15 protein-coding genes are annotated in these 17,509 nt (G+C 55.3%); 13 read left to right on the forward strand and 2 right to left on the reverse strand.

What is annotated here, in order from left to right; genetic code table 11:
• Positions 1 to 8 precede the first annotated feature (8 nt).
• The 6 genes from AC0ZWN_RS07210 (at position 9) to AC0ZWN_RS07235 (ending at position 7,016) form a co-directional block, all read left to right on the forward strand.
• Positions 9 to 839 carry a carbohydrate ABC transporter permease gene (locus tag AC0ZWN_RS07210; protein WP_034154211.1) on the forward strand — a complete coding sequence of 277 codons (831 nt, stop codon included), beginning with the start codon at positions 9 to 11 and terminating at the stop codon, positions 837 to 839.
• A gap of 180 nt (positions 840 to 1,019) precedes the next feature.
• Positions 1,020 to 2,123: a sn-glycerol-3-phosphate ABC transporter ATP-binding protein UgpC gene (locus tag AC0ZWN_RS07215; protein ID WP_122599968.1), complete on the forward strand. Its 1,104-nt coding sequence runs from the start codon at positions 1,020 to 1,022 to the stop codon at positions 2,121 to 2,123.
• A gap of 15 nt (positions 2,124 to 2,138) precedes the next feature.
• Positions 2,139 to 3,611 carry a mannitol dehydrogenase family protein gene (locus AC0ZWN_RS07220; protein WP_476334548.1) on the forward strand — a complete coding sequence of 491 codons (1,473 nt, stop codon included), beginning with the start codon at positions 2,139 to 2,141 and terminating at the stop codon, positions 3,609 to 3,611.
• A 290-nt stretch (positions 3,612 to 3,901) separates the two neighbouring features.
• On the forward strand, positions 3,902 to 5,398 hold the full coding sequence (xylB, locus tag AC0ZWN_RS07225; protein WP_476334549.1) for a xylulokinase: 1,497 nt from the start codon (positions 3,902 to 3,904) through the stop codon (positions 5,396 to 5,398).
• A 13-nt stretch (positions 5,399 to 5,411) separates the two neighbouring features.
• Positions 5,412 to 6,350 (forward strand): carbohydrate kinase family protein, encoded by a 939-nt coding sequence (locus AC0ZWN_RS07230; RefSeq protein WP_476334551.1) that lies wholly within the window; start codon positions 5,412 to 5,414, stop codon positions 6,348 to 6,350.
• 45 nt (positions 6,351 to 6,395) lie between these two features.
• Entirely contained in the window at positions 6,396 to 7,016 is a 621-nt protein-coding gene (locus tag AC0ZWN_RS07235) for a transglycosylase SLT domain-containing protein (RefSeq protein ID WP_007912129.1), read from the forward strand.
• Positions 7,017 to 7,159: 143 nt separating this feature from the next.
• On the opposite strand, the gene AC0ZWN_RS07240 is transcribed toward AC0ZWN_RS07235, so the two are convergent.
• A complete protein-coding gene (locus tag AC0ZWN_RS07240; RefSeq protein WP_414926073.1) occupies positions 7,160 to 8,461 on the reverse strand; it encodes an OprD family porin in 1,302 nt (433 codons plus the stop codon).
• A 374-nt stretch (positions 8,462 to 8,835) separates the two neighbouring features.
• On the opposite strand from AC0ZWN_RS07240, the gene AC0ZWN_RS07245 reads away from it, so the two are divergent.
• The 7 genes from AC0ZWN_RS07245 to AC0ZWN_RS07275 all read left to right on the forward strand — a co-directional run bounded on the left by AC0ZWN_RS07245 (position 8,836) and on the right by AC0ZWN_RS07275 (position 17,137).
• Positions 8,836 to 11,127: a type VI secretion system Vgr family protein gene (locus AC0ZWN_RS07245; protein WP_476334552.1), complete on the forward strand. Its 2,292-nt coding sequence runs from the start codon at positions 8,836 to 8,838 to the stop codon at positions 11,125 to 11,127.
• Positions 11,124 to 12,689 carry a hypothetical protein gene (locus AC0ZWN_RS07250; RefSeq protein WP_460128942.1) on the forward strand — a complete coding sequence of 522 codons (1,566 nt, stop codon included), beginning with the start codon at positions 11,124 to 11,126 and terminating at the stop codon, positions 12,687 to 12,689. The genes AC0ZWN_RS07245 and AC0ZWN_RS07250 overlap by 4 nt, the downstream gene beginning before the upstream one ends.
• Before the next feature lie 5 nt (positions 12,690 to 12,694).
• Entirely contained in the window at positions 12,695 to 13,636 is a 942-nt protein-coding gene (locus AC0ZWN_RS07255) for a PoNe immunity protein domain-containing protein (RefSeq protein WP_476334553.1), read from the forward strand.
• Between the two features lie 163 nt (positions 13,637 to 13,799).
• Positions 13,800 to 14,741 (forward strand): PoNe immunity protein domain-containing protein, encoded by a 942-nt coding sequence (locus tag AC0ZWN_RS07260; protein WP_460128944.1) that lies wholly within the window; start codon positions 13,800 to 13,802, stop codon positions 14,739 to 14,741.
• 481 nt (positions 14,742 to 15,222) lie between these two features.
• On the forward strand, positions 15,223 to 15,555 hold the full coding sequence (locus tag AC0ZWN_RS07265; protein ID WP_286079805.1) for a hypothetical protein: 333 nt from the start codon (positions 15,223 to 15,225) through the stop codon (positions 15,553 to 15,555).
• Positions 15,552 to 16,085 carry a hypothetical protein gene (locus AC0ZWN_RS07270; protein WP_460128946.1) on the forward strand — a complete coding sequence of 178 codons (534 nt, stop codon included), beginning with the start codon at positions 15,552 to 15,554 and terminating at the stop codon, positions 16,083 to 16,085. The genes AC0ZWN_RS07265 and AC0ZWN_RS07270 overlap by 4 nt, the downstream gene beginning before the upstream one ends.
• A gap of 251 nt (positions 16,086 to 16,336) precedes the next feature.
• Positions 16,337 to 17,137, forward strand: coding sequence for a PoNe immunity protein domain-containing protein (locus AC0ZWN_RS07275; protein ID WP_476334554.1), 801 nt, complete (start codon positions 16,337 to 16,339; stop codon positions 17,135 to 17,137).
• 70 nt (positions 17,138 to 17,207) lie between these two features.
• Here the strand turns inward: AC0ZWN_RS07275 and AC0ZWN_RS07280 are convergent, their stop codons facing one another.
• The gene (locus tag AC0ZWN_RS07280) at positions 17,208 to 17,504 is read right to left on the reverse strand and encodes a hypothetical protein (protein ID WP_093431206.1); all 297 of its coding nucleotides are present in this window, start codon (positions 17,502 to 17,504) and stop codon (positions 17,208 to 17,210) included.
• Positions 17,505 to 17,509 lie beyond the last annotated feature (5 nt).

A 17,509-nucleotide genomic window follows, 5' to 3' on the forward strand; every position in this document is an offset into this window, starting at 1 on the left:
GGCCTGCCATGACTCTTCAACAATCCCGCCGGCTGCAAAGCCTGCTGCTCGGCACCCTGGCCTGGGCCATCGCGATCGTGATTTTCTTCCCGATCTTCTGGATGGTGATGACCAGTTTCAAAACCGAAATCGACGCCTTCGCCACGCCGCCGCAGTTCATCTTCACGCCGACGCTGGAGAACTACCTGCACATCAATGAGCGCAGCGATTACTTCAGTTTCGCCTGGAATTCAGTGGTGATTTCCTTCAGTGCCACGGCCCTTTGTCTGCTGATCGCGGTGCCGGCCGCATACTCGATGGCGTTCTACGAAACCCAGCGCACCAAAGGCACGCTGCTGTGGATGCTCTCGACCAAGATGCTGCCGCCGGTGGGCGTGCTGATGCCGATCTACTTGCTGGCGAAGAGTTTCGGCCTGCTCGACACGCGCATCGCGCTGATCGTGATCTATACGCTGATCAACCTGCCGATTGTGGTCTGGATGGTTTACACCTACTTCAAGGACATCCCCAAAGACATCCTCGAAGCTGCCCGCCTCGACGGCGCCACGCTGTGGCAGGAAATGGTTCGCGTGCTGCTGCCGATCGCCAAGGGTGGCCTCGCTTCGACCGTGCTGCTGTCGCTGATTCTGTGCTGGAACGAGGCGTTCTGGTCGCTGAACCTGACCTCGTCGAAGGCCGCGCCGTTGACTGCTTTGATCGCTTCTTACTCGAGTCCTGAAGGCTTGTTCTGGGCCAAGTTGTCGGCGGTGTCGACCCTGGCGTGTGCGCCGATTCTGATCTTCGGCTGGATCAGCCAGAAACAACTGGTGCGCGGCCTCTCGTTCGGCGCCGTGAAATGAACATCCCGAACCCTACACATTCCCCTGTAGGAGTGAGCCTGCTCGCGATGAGGCCGTGTCAGTCGCCATCATTGTTGAATGGCACACCGCATTCGCGAGCAGGTCGAATCGTCGCACCGTCGCTCCCACAGAAAAGGCGATCTGGTTTAACCCAATAATAAATTGCGGAGGCCCATCATCATGGCCAACCTGAAAATCAAGAATCTGCAAAAAGGCTTCGAAGGCTTCTCCATCATCAAAGGCATCGACCTTGAAGTGAACGACAAGGAATTCGTGGTCTTCGTCGGCCCGTCGGGCTGCGGCAAATCCACCTTGCTGCGGCTGATTGCCGGTCTGGAAGAAGTCAGCGACGGCACCATCGAACTCGATGGCCGTGACATCACCGAAGTCAGCCCGGCCAAGCGCGATCTGGCGATGGTGTTCCAGACCTACGCGCTGTACCCACACATGACCGTGAAAAAGAACATGTCGTTCGCCCTCGATCTGGCCGGCGTGCCGAAAGCCGAAGTCGAGAAGAAAGTCGGCGAAGCGGCGCGGATTCTCGAACTCGGGCCGATGCTTGAACGCAAGCCAAAACAGCTCTCCGGTGGCCAGCGCCAGCGCGTGGCGATTGGTCGCGCGATCGTGCGCAATCCGAAAATCTTCCTCTTCGACGAACCGCTGTCCAACCTCGACGCCGCGCTGCGCGTACAGATGCGTCTGGAACTGCTGCGCCTGCACAAAGACCTGCAAGCGACGATGATCTACGTGACCCACGATCAGGTCGAAGCGATGACCATGGCCGACAAGGTTGTGGTACTCAATGGCGGCAAGATCGAACAGGTCGGCTCGCCACTGGACCTGTATCACAACCCGGCGAACCTCTTTGTCGCCGGTTTCCTCGGCACGCCGAAAATGGGTTTCCTCAAAGGTAAAATCGCCCGCGTCGATGGCCAGAGCTGCGAAGTCTCGCTGGACGCCGGTACGCGCATCACCCTGCCCTTTAATGCCGGCAATCTGAGTGTCGGCAGCGCCGTGACCCTCGGTATTCGCCCGGAGCATCTGGAGCTGGCACAACCGGGCGACTGCTCCCTGCAAGTCACCGCCGACGTTAGCGAACGCTTGGGCAGCGACACCTTCTGCCACGTCACCACCAATGCTGGCGAAGCCCTGACCATGCGCGTGCGCGGTGATCTGGCCAGCCGTTACGGCGAGCAGTTGAGCTTGCACCTCGACCCGTCGCACTGCCATTTATTCGATGCCGAAGGTGTCGCATTGACCCGTCCGCTGCGCGCTGCGGCCTGACTTCGAGAATTCCCGATGAAACTCAACCAACAGAATCTCCATCGCCTGGCCGCCGAAGTGCAACTGCCGGCCTATAGCCTCAGCGACACGCGCCAGGGCATCGCTCACATTGGCGTCGGCGGCTTCCACCGCGCGCATCAGGCGTATTACACCGATGCCTTGATGAACACCGGCGAAGCCCTCGACTGGGCGATCTGTGGCGTCGGCCTGCGCGCCGAAGATCGCCGCGCCCGCGACGATCTCAAGGAGCAGGATTACCTGTTCACGCTGTTCGAACTTGGCGACAGCGACGACACCGAAGTCCGCGTGATCGGCGCGATTCGCGACATGCTGCTGGCCGAGGACGGCGCTCAGGCGTTGATCGACAAACTCGCCGATCCGCAAATCCGCATCGTCTCGTTGACCATCACCGAGGGCGGTTATTGCATCGATGACAGCAACGGCGAATTCATGGCGCACTTGCCGCAGATTCAGCATGACCTTGCCCATCCGAACGCACCGAAAACCGTATTCGGTTTCCTGTGTGCGGCCCTGGAAAAACGCCGGGCGGCGGGCATTCCGGCATTTACCGTGATGTCCTGCGATAACCTGCCGCACAACGGCGCCGTGACGCGCAAGGCACTGCTGGCGTTTGCCACGCTGCGCAATAGCAACCTGTGCAGCTGGATCGACGCCAACGTCAGTTTCCCCAACGCCATGGTCGACCGCATCACGCCGATGACCAGCACCGCGCATCGCCTACAACTGGCCGATAAACACGGCGTCGACGATGCCTGGCCGGTGGTCTGCGAGCCGTTCGTGCAGTGGGTGCTGGAAGACAAATTCGGCAACGGTCGTCCGGCCTGGGAAAAGGTTGGTGTGCAGTTCACCGACGATGTTTCGCCGTATGAAGAGATGAAAATCAAACTGCTCAACGGCAGCCACCTGGCGCTGACCTATCTGGGCTTTTTGAAGGGTTACCGGTTTGTGCACGAGACCATGAATGACCCGCTGTTCGTGCGTTATATGCGCGCTTACATGGATCTGGACGTGACCCCGCAATTGGCGCCGGTGCCGGGCATTGATCTGACGGATTACAAAAACACGCTGGTAGCGCGGTTTTCCAATCAGGCGATTGCCGATCAGTTGGAGCGAGTGTGTTCGGACGGTTCGTCGAAGTTTCCCAAGTTCACCATTCCTACCATCAACCGCTTGATTGCTGATGGGCAGGAGACTAAACGTGCGGCGTTGGTGGTGGCGGCGTGGGCGTTGTATTTGAAGGGGGTGGATGAGAATGGCGATAGCTATTCGATTCCTGATCCGCGCGCGGCGTTTTGTCAGGCGTTGGTGGCGGACGATGCTTTAATCACGCAGCGGTTGTTGGCGGTTGAGGAGATTTTTGGCACGGCGATACCGCGTTCGGCGGAGTTTGTCGCGGCGTTTGAGTGGTGCTGCAACAGCTTGCGCGAGGATGGTGTGACGCGGACTTTGCAGCGGATTCTGGATTGAAAAGCCCCTCACCCTAGCCCTCTCCCGGAGGGAGAGGGAACTGACCGAGTGGTTTGTGCAAGTTACATCGACCTGAACGTCCTGAGTCGAACTCAGGTTTTGAACAGCTCCGGTTTGAGAGAACCGGAGTCGAACTCAAATTTTGTACAGCCCCGGTTGAGAGAACCGGAGTCGAACTCAGCTTTTGAACAGCCCCCCAATCGGCTCCCTTTCCCCCTCGCCCCCTTGGGGGAGAGGGTTGGGGTGAGGGGGTACACTCTTGATCTTCACCACACCCGAGTGGTTCACACATGACAACACAACAACTCTTCCTAGGCATCGACTGCGGCACCCAAGGCACCAAAGCCATCATCCTCGACGCCGCCAGCGGTCAAGTCCTCGGCCAAGGTGCCGCCGCACACACGATGATCAGCGGCGCCAACGGCCGCCGCGAACAAGACACCCAGCAATGGCTGGACGCCTTCGCCATCGCTACCCGCCAGGCATTACTGGCGGCAAATGTCGATGGCCAGTCGATCCTCGGCATCGGCGTCTCCGGCCAGCAACACGGTCTGGTCCTGCTCGATGATCAAGGTGAAGTCCTGCGCCCGGCCAAGCTCTGGTGCGACACCGAAACCAGCGCCGAAAACGACCGTCTGCTGACTCATCTGGGCGGTGAAAAAGGTTCGCTGGAACGCCTCGGCGTGGTCATCGCGCCGGGCTACACGGTGTCGAAACTGCTCTGGACCAAAGAACAACACCCCGTGGTGTTCGCGCGCATCGCGCGCATCCTGCTGCCCCACGACTACCTGAACTTCTGGCTCACCGGCCGCGCCTGCAGTGAATACGGCGACGCTTCCGGCACCGGCTATTTCAACGTGCGCACCCGCCAATGGGACTTGCAACTGCTGCGCGACATCGACGCCAGCGGACGCCTGCAAGCGGCGCTACCTGAGCTGATCGATGCGCACCAAAGCGTCGGCACTCTCCTCCCGGCGATTGCCGAACACCTCGGCATCAACCCCAACGCGTTGGTATCGAGCGGTGGCGGCGACAACATGATGGGCGCCATCGGCACCGGCAATATTCAGCCCGGCGCGATCACCATGAGCCTCGGCTCTTCCGGTACGGTGTACGCCTATTCCGAAGTGCCGAAAGTCAGCCCGGACGCCTCGGTCGCGACGTTCTGCTCGTCCAGCGGCGGATGGTTGCCGCTGATCTGCACGATGAACCTGACCAACGCCACCGGCGCGATCCGCGAGCTGTTTGACCTCGATCTGCAGCAATTCAACGACCTCGTCGCTCAAGCCCCCATCGGCGCTGACGGCGTGAGCATGCTGCCGTTTCTCAACGGCGAACGCGTCCCCGCCCTGCCCCACGCCACCGGCAGCCTGCACGGTCTGACGCTGGACAACCTGACCCAGGCCAATCTGTGCCGCGCCGCCGTCGAAGGCACCACCTTCGGTCTACGTTACGGACTGGATTTGCTCCGCCACAATGGTTTACAAAGCCGCAGCATTTGCCTGATCGGCGGCGGTTCGAAAAGTGCGGTGTGGCGGCAGATCGTCGCCGACATCATGAACACCCCGGTGATCTGTACCGAACAAAGCGAAGCCGCCGCCCTCGGCGCAGCGATTCAATCGGCGTGGTGCAAATCCTGGTCGAACGGCCACGAAGACAGCCTCGCCGACCTGTGCCAGCGCTGCGTGAAACTCGACTCAAGCAGTGAAACCCTGCCGATTGCCGCCAACGTCGCGGCGTTCCAGCAGGCCTATGAACGCTATCAACAGCATGTCGCAACCCTATAAAGAGCAAACAATTATGTATTTGGTGTGTGGCGAAGCCCTGTTTGATTTTTTCAGTGAAGACGACGCCAGCGGTCTGGCCTCGAAAGTGACTTTCAAGGCGATTGCTGGCGGCTCGCCGTTCAACGTCGCCGTCGGTTTACGCCGTCTGGGCGTGGACTCAGCCTTGTTTGGCGGGCTGTCCACCGACTACCTCGGCCGCCGCTTGCAGCAAGTGCTGCAGGACGAAGGTGTGTGCCCGGACTATCTGGTGGATTTCGCCGCACCGACCACGCTGGCCATGGTCGCCGTCGGTGCCAATGGCTCGCCGCACTACAGCTTTCGCGGTGAAGGCTGCGCCGACCGGCAGCTGAGTCTGGCGCATCTGCCAGCGCTGGGTCCTGAGGTGCGCGGCTTGCATATCGGCTCGTACTCGCTAGTGGTGCAGCCGATCGGCGACACCTTGCTGACCTTGGTACAGCGTGAAAGCGGCAAACGCCTGATCACCCTCGACCCGAACGTACGCTTAAATCCCCAGCCGAATATCCACCTGTGGCGCGAGCGCATCGCGACGCTGGTGCCACTGGCCGATCTGATCAAGGTCAGCGACGAAGACCTGAGCCTGCTCTACCCCGAACAGGACCCACAACGGGTGATCGAAGGCTGGCTCGAACACCGCTGCCAGGTCGTCTTCCTCACCCGTGGCGGCGACGGCGCTACTGTGTTCAGCCGCCAACACGGCACATGGTCAGTCCCGGCAGCCTCGATAAAGATTGCCGACACCGTTGGCGCGGGCGACACCTTTCAGGCTGCGTTGATCACCTGGCTGACCGAGCACGGTCTGGATTCGGTCGAAGGCGTGCGGCAACTCGCGCGCGAGCAGATCGACGCCATGCTCAGGTTCGCCGTGCAAGCCGCCGCGCTGACCTGCAGCAAGACTGGCCCGGATCTGCCCTATCGTCATCAATTGAGCTGAGCGCGTAGACTGTCGGCCTTTTTGCGCACGACGGGATAACGGCTTTTGAATTACAGGCAGACGCTTGGACTACTGACACTGGCAACGCTACTGAGCGGGTGCGGCACCTCGCCGCCCCGTTCGCCGGAAGACATCTGCGAAATCTTCCGGGAAAAAAGCGACTGGTACGACGCTGCGCAAGTCACGCAAAAACGCTGGGGCGTGCCGATTCAGGTGCCCTTCGCGATCATGTATCAGGAATCCGGTTACCGCTACGACGCCAAAACCCCGCGCAAATACTTGCTGTGGGTGATCCCGTGGGGCCGCGTCTCGACCGCCTCGGGTTATGCGCAAGCCAAAGATGAAGTCTGGGCCGACTACCAGAAAAGCACCGGCCGCAGCGGAGCCGACCGCGAAGACTTCGACGACGCCATCGACTTTGTCGGCTGGTACATGGACAAGACCTATTCGATCAACGGCGTGTACAAGTACGACGCCTACAACCAATACCTCAACTACCACGAAGGCTGGGGCGGCTTCCGCAACAAGACTTACGCGAGCAAAGCCTGGCTGATGCCGACGGCGCGCAAAGTGCAGAATCGTTCGGATGTTTATGCGCGGCAATATGCCGGGTGCAAAGAGGATTTGAATCGGGGGTTCTGGAGCCGGTTCTGGCATTGGTTGTAGCAGCAATTTCAAGGGCCTCATCGCGAGCAGGCTCACTCCTACAGGGGATCTTCAGCGGACGCGGATATTGCGATCAACATTAATCCATTGTAGGAGTGAGCCTGCTCGCGATAGCGCCCGATCAAGCACTACACATCCAAGACCTACAACACCGAAAAGCTATAACTCACAATCAACCGTGTCTCATCCACATCCCGAGCAAACTTCTCATAGTTGGTACGGTAAGTCGCATTACGCAAACGCAAACTCACATCCTTGAACGTGCCCGTCTGAATCACATACTTCAACTCGCTGTCGCGTTCCCACTCCTTGCCTTCCTGATCACTGCCCAACACCTTGATATGATCACCGCTCACATAGCGCGTCAGGAAGCTCAAACCATTAATGCCAATGGCTTTGAAGTCATAGTCATAACGCAGTTGCCACGAACGTTCCTGCGCGGCAGCGAAGTCGTTGACTTGCACGTAGTTGACCAGATACGGGTTGCTGCCATCGAGGTAAGGCATCGAGTTGTCGCCGTTCATGCGCTGCCAACCGGCGCTGAACGTATGACCGCTATGCGCATACGACAGCATGCCGCTCAACGCGCGGTTATCGATTGAACCGGCCTTGGCATCACCGCTATCGGCACTTTTCAGCACGCGCAGATCCGCTTTAAGTACACCGCCAGCTAACGGTTGATTACCCAACAGCCCGACAAAGTGCTGACGATAGATGTCTTCCAGTTCGGCGTAGTGATACTGCGCAGTCAGGCGATCGTTGATCTTGTAGTCGAAGCCGTACATGTCGAAATGATCGGCAGTGGTGTTGCAGGCGTAGCGCTTGTTCTTGCAGTGCACGCGGATGTCTTGCGAATCGGTGGAATCACGCGCGGTGTACTTGTCCAGGCGCGCGGCCATGAAGGTCAGGTCTTTCACCTCTTTAGAAGTCAGCATGGCGCCGTTGAACATGGTCGGCAGCAAACGACCGTCGTTGTATTTCAGCAACGGCAGATCCGGCAGCAGCGCGCCGTACTTCAGCACCGTGTCCGAAACCTTGACCTTGGCGGTCAGGCCCATTTTCGCGTACTGGCCCTTCGAGCCGCGCGGGTCGTTGCCGCTGGAGGGCAGCAAGCCGCTGTTGCTGCGGTCCGGGCTGGAATCGAGTTGAAAGCCGAGCATGCCCAGCGCATCGATACCAAAACCCACCGTGCCTTCGGTGTAGCCCGATTGCAGGTTGAGAATAAAGCCCTGTGCCGACTCTTCACGCTTGGACGCGCCCTGATCGTTCGTGGTGTGCCCATCACGGAAATCGCGGTTGAAGTACACCGTGCGCGATTCGATCTTCGCCGTGGTGTCTTCAAAAAATCCGCTGGCCTGAACCTGTGCGGTAAAACCTGCGCACAGCACAAAGGCTCCGAAGCCAAACGACTGGCGCGGGGTGATGAGGGGAAATGGGGGACGCATGAAAAACTCCAACAATGCAGCGTTTGCGCAAGCGCGCAACAAGCCAGAAAAATAGCTCCCGTCCCGGGTCAGATTGAACCAGGAGAAAGTGAACACGCAGGGGTGAGCGGCAATGATGGCAGATGGCTTTGACGTGCTACAGGCGACTTTAGTCTGAATCTGACTGAGGATTCTTCAACCCAGGGTCGTGGGAAAAGTTGCCGGCAATCAACGCCAATTCGCACCAAACGCCCGGTTTCACTGGGCGAAACACCTCATCTAAGGGTTTTCCCTATACCGCAAACCTGCCAGACCTACGGCTTTTGTGCCTTGAACGAGGCGGCTGAATCCTCCATCATCCGTCACCTGCTTATTCAACGGACGGAATTCAAGGCATGCTGGACGCCAACGCAACCCACATTACCCTCACGCTTGAAGGCGCCAACGCCGACCTGCAAGTCCTCAGCTTCACCGGTCGCGAAGCCCTCAACCAACCGTTCCGTTTCGATCTCGAACTCGTCAGCGCGCGCCCCGACCTCAAACTCGAAGAGCTGTTGCACAAGCCCGGCGTCCTGACTTTCGGCCCGACCGGCGAAGGCAAGATCCACGGTCTGGTCTATCGCATCGAGCAAGGCGACTCCGGCAAGACCCTGACCCGTTACAGCCTTAGCCTGGTGCCACAACTGGCCTACCTGCGGCACAACCACGATCAGCAGATTTTCCAGCAACTGACCGTGCCGAAGATCATCGCCCAGGTGCTGGAAGATCGCGGCATTCTTGCCGACGCCTACAGCTTCCAGCTCAACGCCGAATACCCGGAACGCGATTACTGCGTGCAGTACGACGAATCCGACCTGCATTTCATCCAGCGTCTGTGCGAAGAGGAAGGCATTCACTTCCACTTCCAGCACAGCGGCAGCGGCCACAAACTGGTGTTCGGCGACGACCAGACCGTGTTCCGCAAGCTGAAACCGGTGAGCTACCAGCAAGACTCCGGCATGGCCGCTGACAAACCGGTGATCAAACGCTTCAACCTGCGCCTGGAAACCCGCACCACCCGCGTCAGCCGCCGCGACTACGACTTCGAAAAACCGCAGATCCTCCCCGAAGGCACCGCGAAAAGCACCTTTGCCCCGGACCTCGAAGACTACGACTACCCCGGCCGCTTCACCACCCGCGAACGCGGCAAGTTCCTTTCCACCCGCGCCCTCGAACGCCATCGCAGCGACTACAAACTCGCCGAAGGCAAAGGTGACGAACCGACCCTCACCAGCGGCCATTTCCTCACGCTCGCCGAACATCCGCGCGCCGAGTGGAACGACCTGTGGCTGCTGCTGGAAGTCTTCCACGAAGGCAAACAACCGCAAGTACTCGGCGAAAACGTCACCAGCGACGTCACCGACAACAAAAGCGATTTCCACCAGGGCTACCGCAACAGCTTCCTCGCCACCCCGTGGGACGCGCACTACCGCCCTGCCCTCGAACACCCGAAACCAAAAGTCCTCGGCAGCCAGACCGCCGTCGTCACCGGCCCGGCAGGCGAAGAAATCCACTGCGACCAGTACGGCCGGATCAAAGTGCAATTCCACTGGGACCGTGACGGTCAGTCCAACGACAAAACCACCTGCTGGATGCGCGTCGCCAGCGGCTGGGCCGGCGCCGCGTACGGCGGCATCGCCATCCCGCGCATCGGCATGGAAGTCCTCGTCACCTTCCTCGAAGGCGATCCCGACCAGCCACTGGTCACCGGTTGCCTGTACCACAAGGAAAACGTCGTCCCCTACGACCTGCCAGCAAACAAGACCCGCAGCACCTTCAAAACCCTGAGTTCACCGGGCGGCAAGGGCTACAACGAATTCCGTATCGAAGACAAGAAAGGCGTCGAGCAGATCTACATCCACGCCCAACGCGATTGGGACGAAAACATCGAGCACGACCAGAAGATCCGCGTCGGTAACGAACGGCACGACACCGTTGAAGCCAATACGCTGAGCGAGTTCAAGGTTGAGGAACACCGGATTACCCATCTGGATCGAATCAGCGAGATGCGCGCGGATGATCACCTGACGGTGGGTGTGACGCAGCATGTAAAAGTCGGCACTGCTCAATTCGTCGAAGCCGGCAGCGAAATCCACTACCACGCTGGCGACAAGGTCGTGGTAGACGCCGGCATGGAACTCACCGCCAAGGCTGGCGGCAATTTCGTGAAAGTCGACGCTGGTGGCGTAACCATCAGCGGCGCCGAGGTGAAGGTCAACACTGGCGGCTCGCCTGGGGTGGGCAGCGGCATCGGGATTTTGGTGCCGTTGATTCCGGGGTTGGCAGCGGCAGACGTTGCCGGAAGGCTGATGGAAAAAGCCAAGGCCAACCCGACGTGGCTGGAGTTGAATTTGCACTACGACAATCTGGAACCGGTGCCCGGCGCGTCTTATCGCGTTGATTTTGCCGACGGTTCGACCCGTGAAGGCGTGCTGGACGATGACGGCTTCGCCCGGTTGGAAGAGGTGCCGAAAGGACCGGCCAAAGTGTATTACGGCGAGGATCCACGGCCGTTCAGCCGCGAAAGTGTCGCGGTGGTGCAGAACTCGGACGAAAAAGTTAACGAAGATTTACGCAAGCTCGGCCTGGACCCAAACCAGGTTGATTTACAAGCATTAGTGGAGAAAGCCGCAGGGAGGCTGACATGAGCGAGGCAGTAGCTGAGAGCGCAAACGACGGCGGCGAAGACCGTAGCGCCGCCTATCAAGAAGCCGCCGTTGAGCTGGCAAAAGGCATCGCGCTAGGCGCAGTGCCGTTCCTGGGGCAAGCCATCGATGCCTACGACACCATTGAATCCGCGATCGTCCTCTACAACGCAGAGTCGACCGATGGCAAGGAAGACGCACAGTTCGACCTGCTAATGGCCGTCATCGGCTGGATTCCAGGCCCCGGCGACGGCCTGAAAAAAAGCCTGCGCATCGTCAACAAAGACCCGCAGCGCTATGCCCCGGTACTGTTCGACCTGCTCCGCTTTGTCCTGCAAGAGTGCGGAATCAAAACCAGCCCCGAAGAACTGCTCAAGCAGATATTCAACGCTGGCAAGCTACGCGGCGAACTCGATGAAATCATCACCGGCGTCAAAGGCTCCTCGACGTTCCAGAGCCTGCCCAACTGGGCAAAAACCTCCGTCGTCACCGTCCTCGCCTCCTCCCGCGACAACATGCCGGCCATGGTCGGGATCGTTGAAAAACGACTGGTGAAATGGAAAGGCATGCAGCGCAATAGCTCAGCGGCCGGCTCCGGCTCCAGCCACCCGAAAAGAGCAGAAAAACCCGCCAACAAAGACTCCTCGGTTGCAGCGAAAGGCACCGATGGCGCCAGTGGCACCCACTCCAATCAGGTCGAAGCCTCGAAAATGGGCCTTCAGGCCCCTTCCAGCATTTTGAACGAAGGTTTGGGAGTGAGCGGCGAACACATTGCGGACTACATCTGCGCAGTGGAGTTTGGCTGGGGCAAGGATTGGGACGGGCATGACAAGGGTGCTGATGGGAAGTGGCTCGAGGGTGAACCTAGTGCCAGTAAGTTGGGGAAACTTTCCGCAGGCGGAAGTCCTAAGGCTAGCCACGTACTGTACAAACTAACGGATGGTGCGAACGGAACAGGCATCGATGCTGTGTGGCGCGCTAATCCGGCAAATAACGAAGGTAAGAAATTTGCCATCGTGGAAGCTAAGGCAAGCCGTGATGAAGATGCGCCTAAATTCATGCGTAAACCTAATAACACCCGAAAACCCGGCATCAGTTCGAAATTGGGTGTCTCGGGTATCGCTGACCCCAGTGATCTGATCGAACCTGTAGAGCAAATCGAAACGGCTGCCCAAAGTAAAAACAGCAAACCGGTAGTGAGCGGTAAAAAGAATAAAACAGCTTCGAAAAAAGAAGACTCTATTAAGAGGAAAAAACCTCTACTCGTTCAAATGAGTCGCGAATGGATCGACGAGAACATTGAAAGAGCTGTTCAAGGAAGGAGTCTTGCAATTCAGGTAATGAGTTCGCATAGCAGACATCTTTTCTACGCACCGCTTTTCCACACCAGCTTGAGTCCAAAGGAACACGCCGCTGCACAGTTAGGAAATTCGGACGAAGGAACGCACCAAAATCACAAAGCCTTTCATTATTCTGATCACGAAGTGAAAGCTTTTGTAAACAAACGCAAGAAATCCTTGGCCCGAAAATACGGCGCACTGAGTTCCCTGAAAATTGAGGCGTGATCAAAATGAACAAAAGACAAACCTTTTTTAGCGAAAATCATTATAAAAACTTCCAAAGAGAACATGATGAAGTAATCGAGTTCTTAAAAACAAATACTTTTGAATCAGACTCCCCTGAAGAAGAGGCAGCTCTTCGCTCTAGACACCTGCAAAAGCTTGCGCTCGACAGACTTCTGGCTGCTTATACTGCGGGCGAAGAAATTTTTTCATTAATACCACTTCTAGATGATCTGATTGAAAAATATGAAATCCGTCAGGCAAAACTTGAAATATACGAAAACATTCCTGAAATATCACCACTGGCAATTGATGATTGGCCTTACCAGTACGAAGAGTGTGTGCAAGTTATAGGATTTTGTGTATTACTGCATCGCATCGACCTTCTTAAACGCTTTGTCAAATTACTGGATGACGCAGGTTATGCTGGTAGCGACACTTTGTATGAAGATTTACTCATCAAATTATTACCGAACAGACAAGATGTAGATCAGTGGTTTCATGACATCTACACTCCGTTAGTTCAAGCCATCTACGCAGATAGCAAAGAGGAAGCTTCCAAGCTTCTAAAAAAATACTGCAGCGAATGGTACCCCGCTTTCAAACAAGCCCCATGGCATGACTTGCATTTGCAAGGAGAAAATGGGAACTACGTGGGGTATTGGGCTATAGAAGCCGGAGCTATTGCATTCCTGTATGGAATAGATGACAGCAAAATCAGTCACATGGTTTATCCAAAAGACCTAGTGAAATATGCCAGAAATTATCAACCGACTAATAATTCCCAGATTTCTCGTATAGATGCTGGCCAGCCCTGCAGCATTACGGGTTATTGGTTCACTCCGGCACAGGCCAACTCAAGGCGTCACTTCATTCAAGGTGAAACGATGCCGAGTTTCGGTGATTCCAAATGGGGCGAAACTATTTGGTATTGGTCAGGCGAAGAATAAATTTGCTTTCTACCCGCTCAGAACTTGGCCAACAGTTCTGAGCGAAATTCTCATGACACACTATTACAACCCCTGCAATCCAAATAGTAAATACGCCTCCACATAGGTCACCATACACTATAAACACTTTGCATCAGACTCGCTCAAGATGAGACTGGCTAATATGAAAATAAGACAAGCTTATTTTAGCGAAAACCATTATAAAAACTTCTTAAGAGAACACGACGAAGTAATCGAGTTCTTCAAGAGTAACAAATTCAAATCCGACACTGCCGAGGAGGAAGCATCACTTCGCTCAGCTTTTTTTCAGACTCTAGCTCTTGACAAGCTTCTTGCCAGCTATACCGCAGGGGAAAACATAGAGAAACTCGTCCCTCTGTTGGAGGATCTAATTGAAAAATACGAGATCCGTCAAAAAACTCTGGCCGAATATCAAAAATCATCCAAAATATCGCCATTGGCACTTGATGACTGGCCGGATCAGTACGAGGAAGCCGTTCAAGTTATCAGTCTCTGTATCTTGTTGCATCGAACTGACCTATTACCTCGCTTCGTAAAACTCATTGACCAAGCGGGGTATGCTGGTGATGACACTCTTTACGAAGACTTATTGAAGAAAGTTCTACCAAACCGTCACGACGTCGATCGTTGGTATCACGACGTATATACACCACTTGTACAAGCCCTATACATTAATAATAAAGAAGAATCTTCAAAGCTTCTAAAAAAATATTGCCAACAATGGTACCCAGCCTTTAAACAGGCTCCTTGGCACGATACTCACTTACAAGGAGAGGATGGAAATTATGTCGGGTACTGGGCCATCGAAGCAGCAGCTATTGCATTTTTATATGGCATAGACGACAGCAAAATAGACCATATGGTCTATCCCAAAGACTTGGTCGAGTACGCTAGAAATTATCGACCAACAAATGGGTCACAGGTTGCTCGTGTTGACGCTGGTCAGCCATGTAGCAAAACTGGCTATTGGTTTACCCCTGCCAAAGCTGAGTCTCGTCGTCACTTCATTCAAGGTGAGGTTATGCCTGACATCAAAGACTCTCATTGGGGGGACACTATTTGGTATTGGTCAGGCGAAGAATAAGCTGCTTTACCCTTCGCTCGGCGCTAGCGCTTTGAGCGCTGAGCGAAGCGTCTAAGAACGGAAAATGAATATACTTGGACGCACTTTCAGGACCACTTCGCACTCCCTAATGGAGGCGAAGTCAAACTATCTGCATTAAACAAAAAACGTTTCACGAAGAAATAGCGTAACTATCACTTTCACTCTTGAGTAAAAACTCTGTTATGAACAGAAGACAAGATTTTTTAACCGAGGTCAGATATAACGACTTTCTCGCTTACAGCGACGAAACCAAAGAGTTCTGGGCGAACAATACATTCGAGTCAGACACTCCAGAGCAAGAAGCCTCTTTAAGAGCTACGCGTTTCAAAAACGCAGCCTTAAAGAAACTGTTCATCTCGTACACCGAAAAATTAGAAATAACCTGGTGATTTGCCAGATTTATATGGAGTCACGCTTTGACGCGAATGCGGGTTTAGGTAAACATTCAGCCCGAGGCCTTATGCAGATGCAAGAGCCTGCAGTAAAACAAGTCTATAAGTACCGAAAGAAAAAACAATTGGGACGTTCTCCGAGCGATGCTCAGACTGAAGAAGCCTTTGCGGCTGGGGCAGCCTTCTACGCATCCCAATCCATATGGGACGAAGCTCAGAATATTCAACTGGGAACAGAGTACATGCAGTACTGGCTGGATATTTCCAGTTCAACGGAAGAGGCGTATAAAAAATACCGGGGCAAAACCAATGGAGTCTATTACAAAAAAATAAGTGAGTGCGCCAAAAAACTAGCGGCGAATCCTGACTCGATGGACGTTTTGCGGACGGCATTACAATGAAAAACTTGTGGATCGTTTTAGTTTTTGCCATTTTTTGTCGTCCGCTTTTAGCTGATCCCAAGAAAGTCGTCCTGGACTGCCCATTTCCCGACGGAACCAGTGCGGCCTTGCTCGCCAGCTCAAGTAAGGATGGGCAACAGCTATTCGTGATGATTGGCGATAATGTCGATACCGCTTTTCCGGACATGCCAGATACAAACTTCGTTGGCGACATCGTATTAGCAAGATGCTCAGGAGCCAGTCTGATTTACGCTCTGAACTATGGCTCCCCCTACTTGAAAGGAGCCGTTGTACGCAAAAATCCAAAGACTAAAAACCTGGAGCGAATCGATTTCGCCGAAAAAGCGCTTCCGAGCCTGTTGTACTTAAATGCACAACAAATGCGCTTAGTGATACCGAATGAGGGTTATGAAGACCCCTCAAAATTCCTTGTCTATGACTACATCGCAATCAAAGGGCAGCCAGAGGAACCGAAAGGTATCAACACTCTGCCCGGTCGAAAAGGTTTTGAGGTGTTCGATCTGAAGTAACAAGCATTCATTCGGGTTTGTTCTTTGAGCGCTGAGCGAGGTTATTGGTTTACGCCAACCCAAGAAAACTCTCGCAGACAACTTCAACAGGGTGAGATCTTTCCTAACATCACCGACTCTCGCCGGGGCGACACACTCTGGCATTGGTCAGGGGAGTCGAATATGCAAGAAGCCAACGGCCCACCAACAACGTTCAACCTTCGTAGCGGATCTCATAAAGACTTTTCAGTTCTCGATCTTGAGCAGGTGTTATGGAAAAGGAAGATCCCCTAGTGCGTAAACGCCAAGCGTTTCTCACTGACTCGTACTATCGAAAATCCATCCGACTCTATGATGAAACCGAGTCCCGCTGGGTGGGCGAGACCATGCAGGCGGATAGCGCTGCTGAAGAGCAGGCGTTACGCACTACTTATTTCAAAGATGCCGCGTTCAACGCTTTGTTGGTCAGTTACACGGCAGGCGAACCGATAGCCTCTTTGGTTCCGCGACTGGAGAAGCTCGTAGATCACTATGAAATCAATCAGCAAGCGCTTGCTCTGAACGATGCACCCAACGTTTCGCCTTTGGCAATCGATTATTGGCCGGAGCGGTACGAAGAATGCGTCCAGGTCATGAGTTTGTGCATCCTGCTGCATCGTATCGACTTACTGGCCAGGTTCTCCGCCCTGATTGACCGAGCCGGCTACGCAGGCGAGGACACGTTATATGAGGATCTGCTGCGCAAGTGCTTGCCCGGGCGAGCTGACCTTGATGAGTGGTATCACGATTTGTACACGCCGCTGGTTCGGGCGATTTACGCGGAGAGCGCTGAAGAGTCCAGCGAGCTACTTGAGCAATACTGTGACGGTTGGTACCAAGGCTTCGAAGATTTACAAACTAACTGGCATGACAGTCATCTCGACATTGAAGACGATGACGGCAACTACGTTGGTTATTGGGCTTTCGAGGCTGCTGCCATCGCGTTTTTATACGGTATAGACGACAGCAAAATCGATCACATGGTCTACCCCAAAGATCTGGTCGAATACGCTCGCAACCTGCAATCACAATGAGCTTTTCGAATCCATCGCTAAACCACTCAGCCTGCCCTCTTTCGACGGCAGGCTTTTTTGAGGGGTGAACTCAAGCAGGCGCTTTCCAGTTCAACATCTGCTGCTGCGCGACCTGCAGCAAATCATTGCCATCCTGCGTCAGCAGGTAAAGCGCATGGGTGATGTGTGGAATGTCTTGTACGTCGGCGTGCTTGAAGCATAGGCAATGCAGGGTTTCGAGCAGGTCGGCGGCGGCGCGGATGCGCTGGACGGCGGCTTCGAGGATGTCTTTCGGGTTGGCTTGGGTGTCGATGAGCAGTGTCGGGGTTTCGGTGACGTTGCTTGTGAGGGGGAGGTAGCGGTTTTGTAGCAGTTTGATTATCGGCATAGGTG

This window comes from Pseudomonas sp. 3B-A001-10F, from assembly GCF_056313565.1.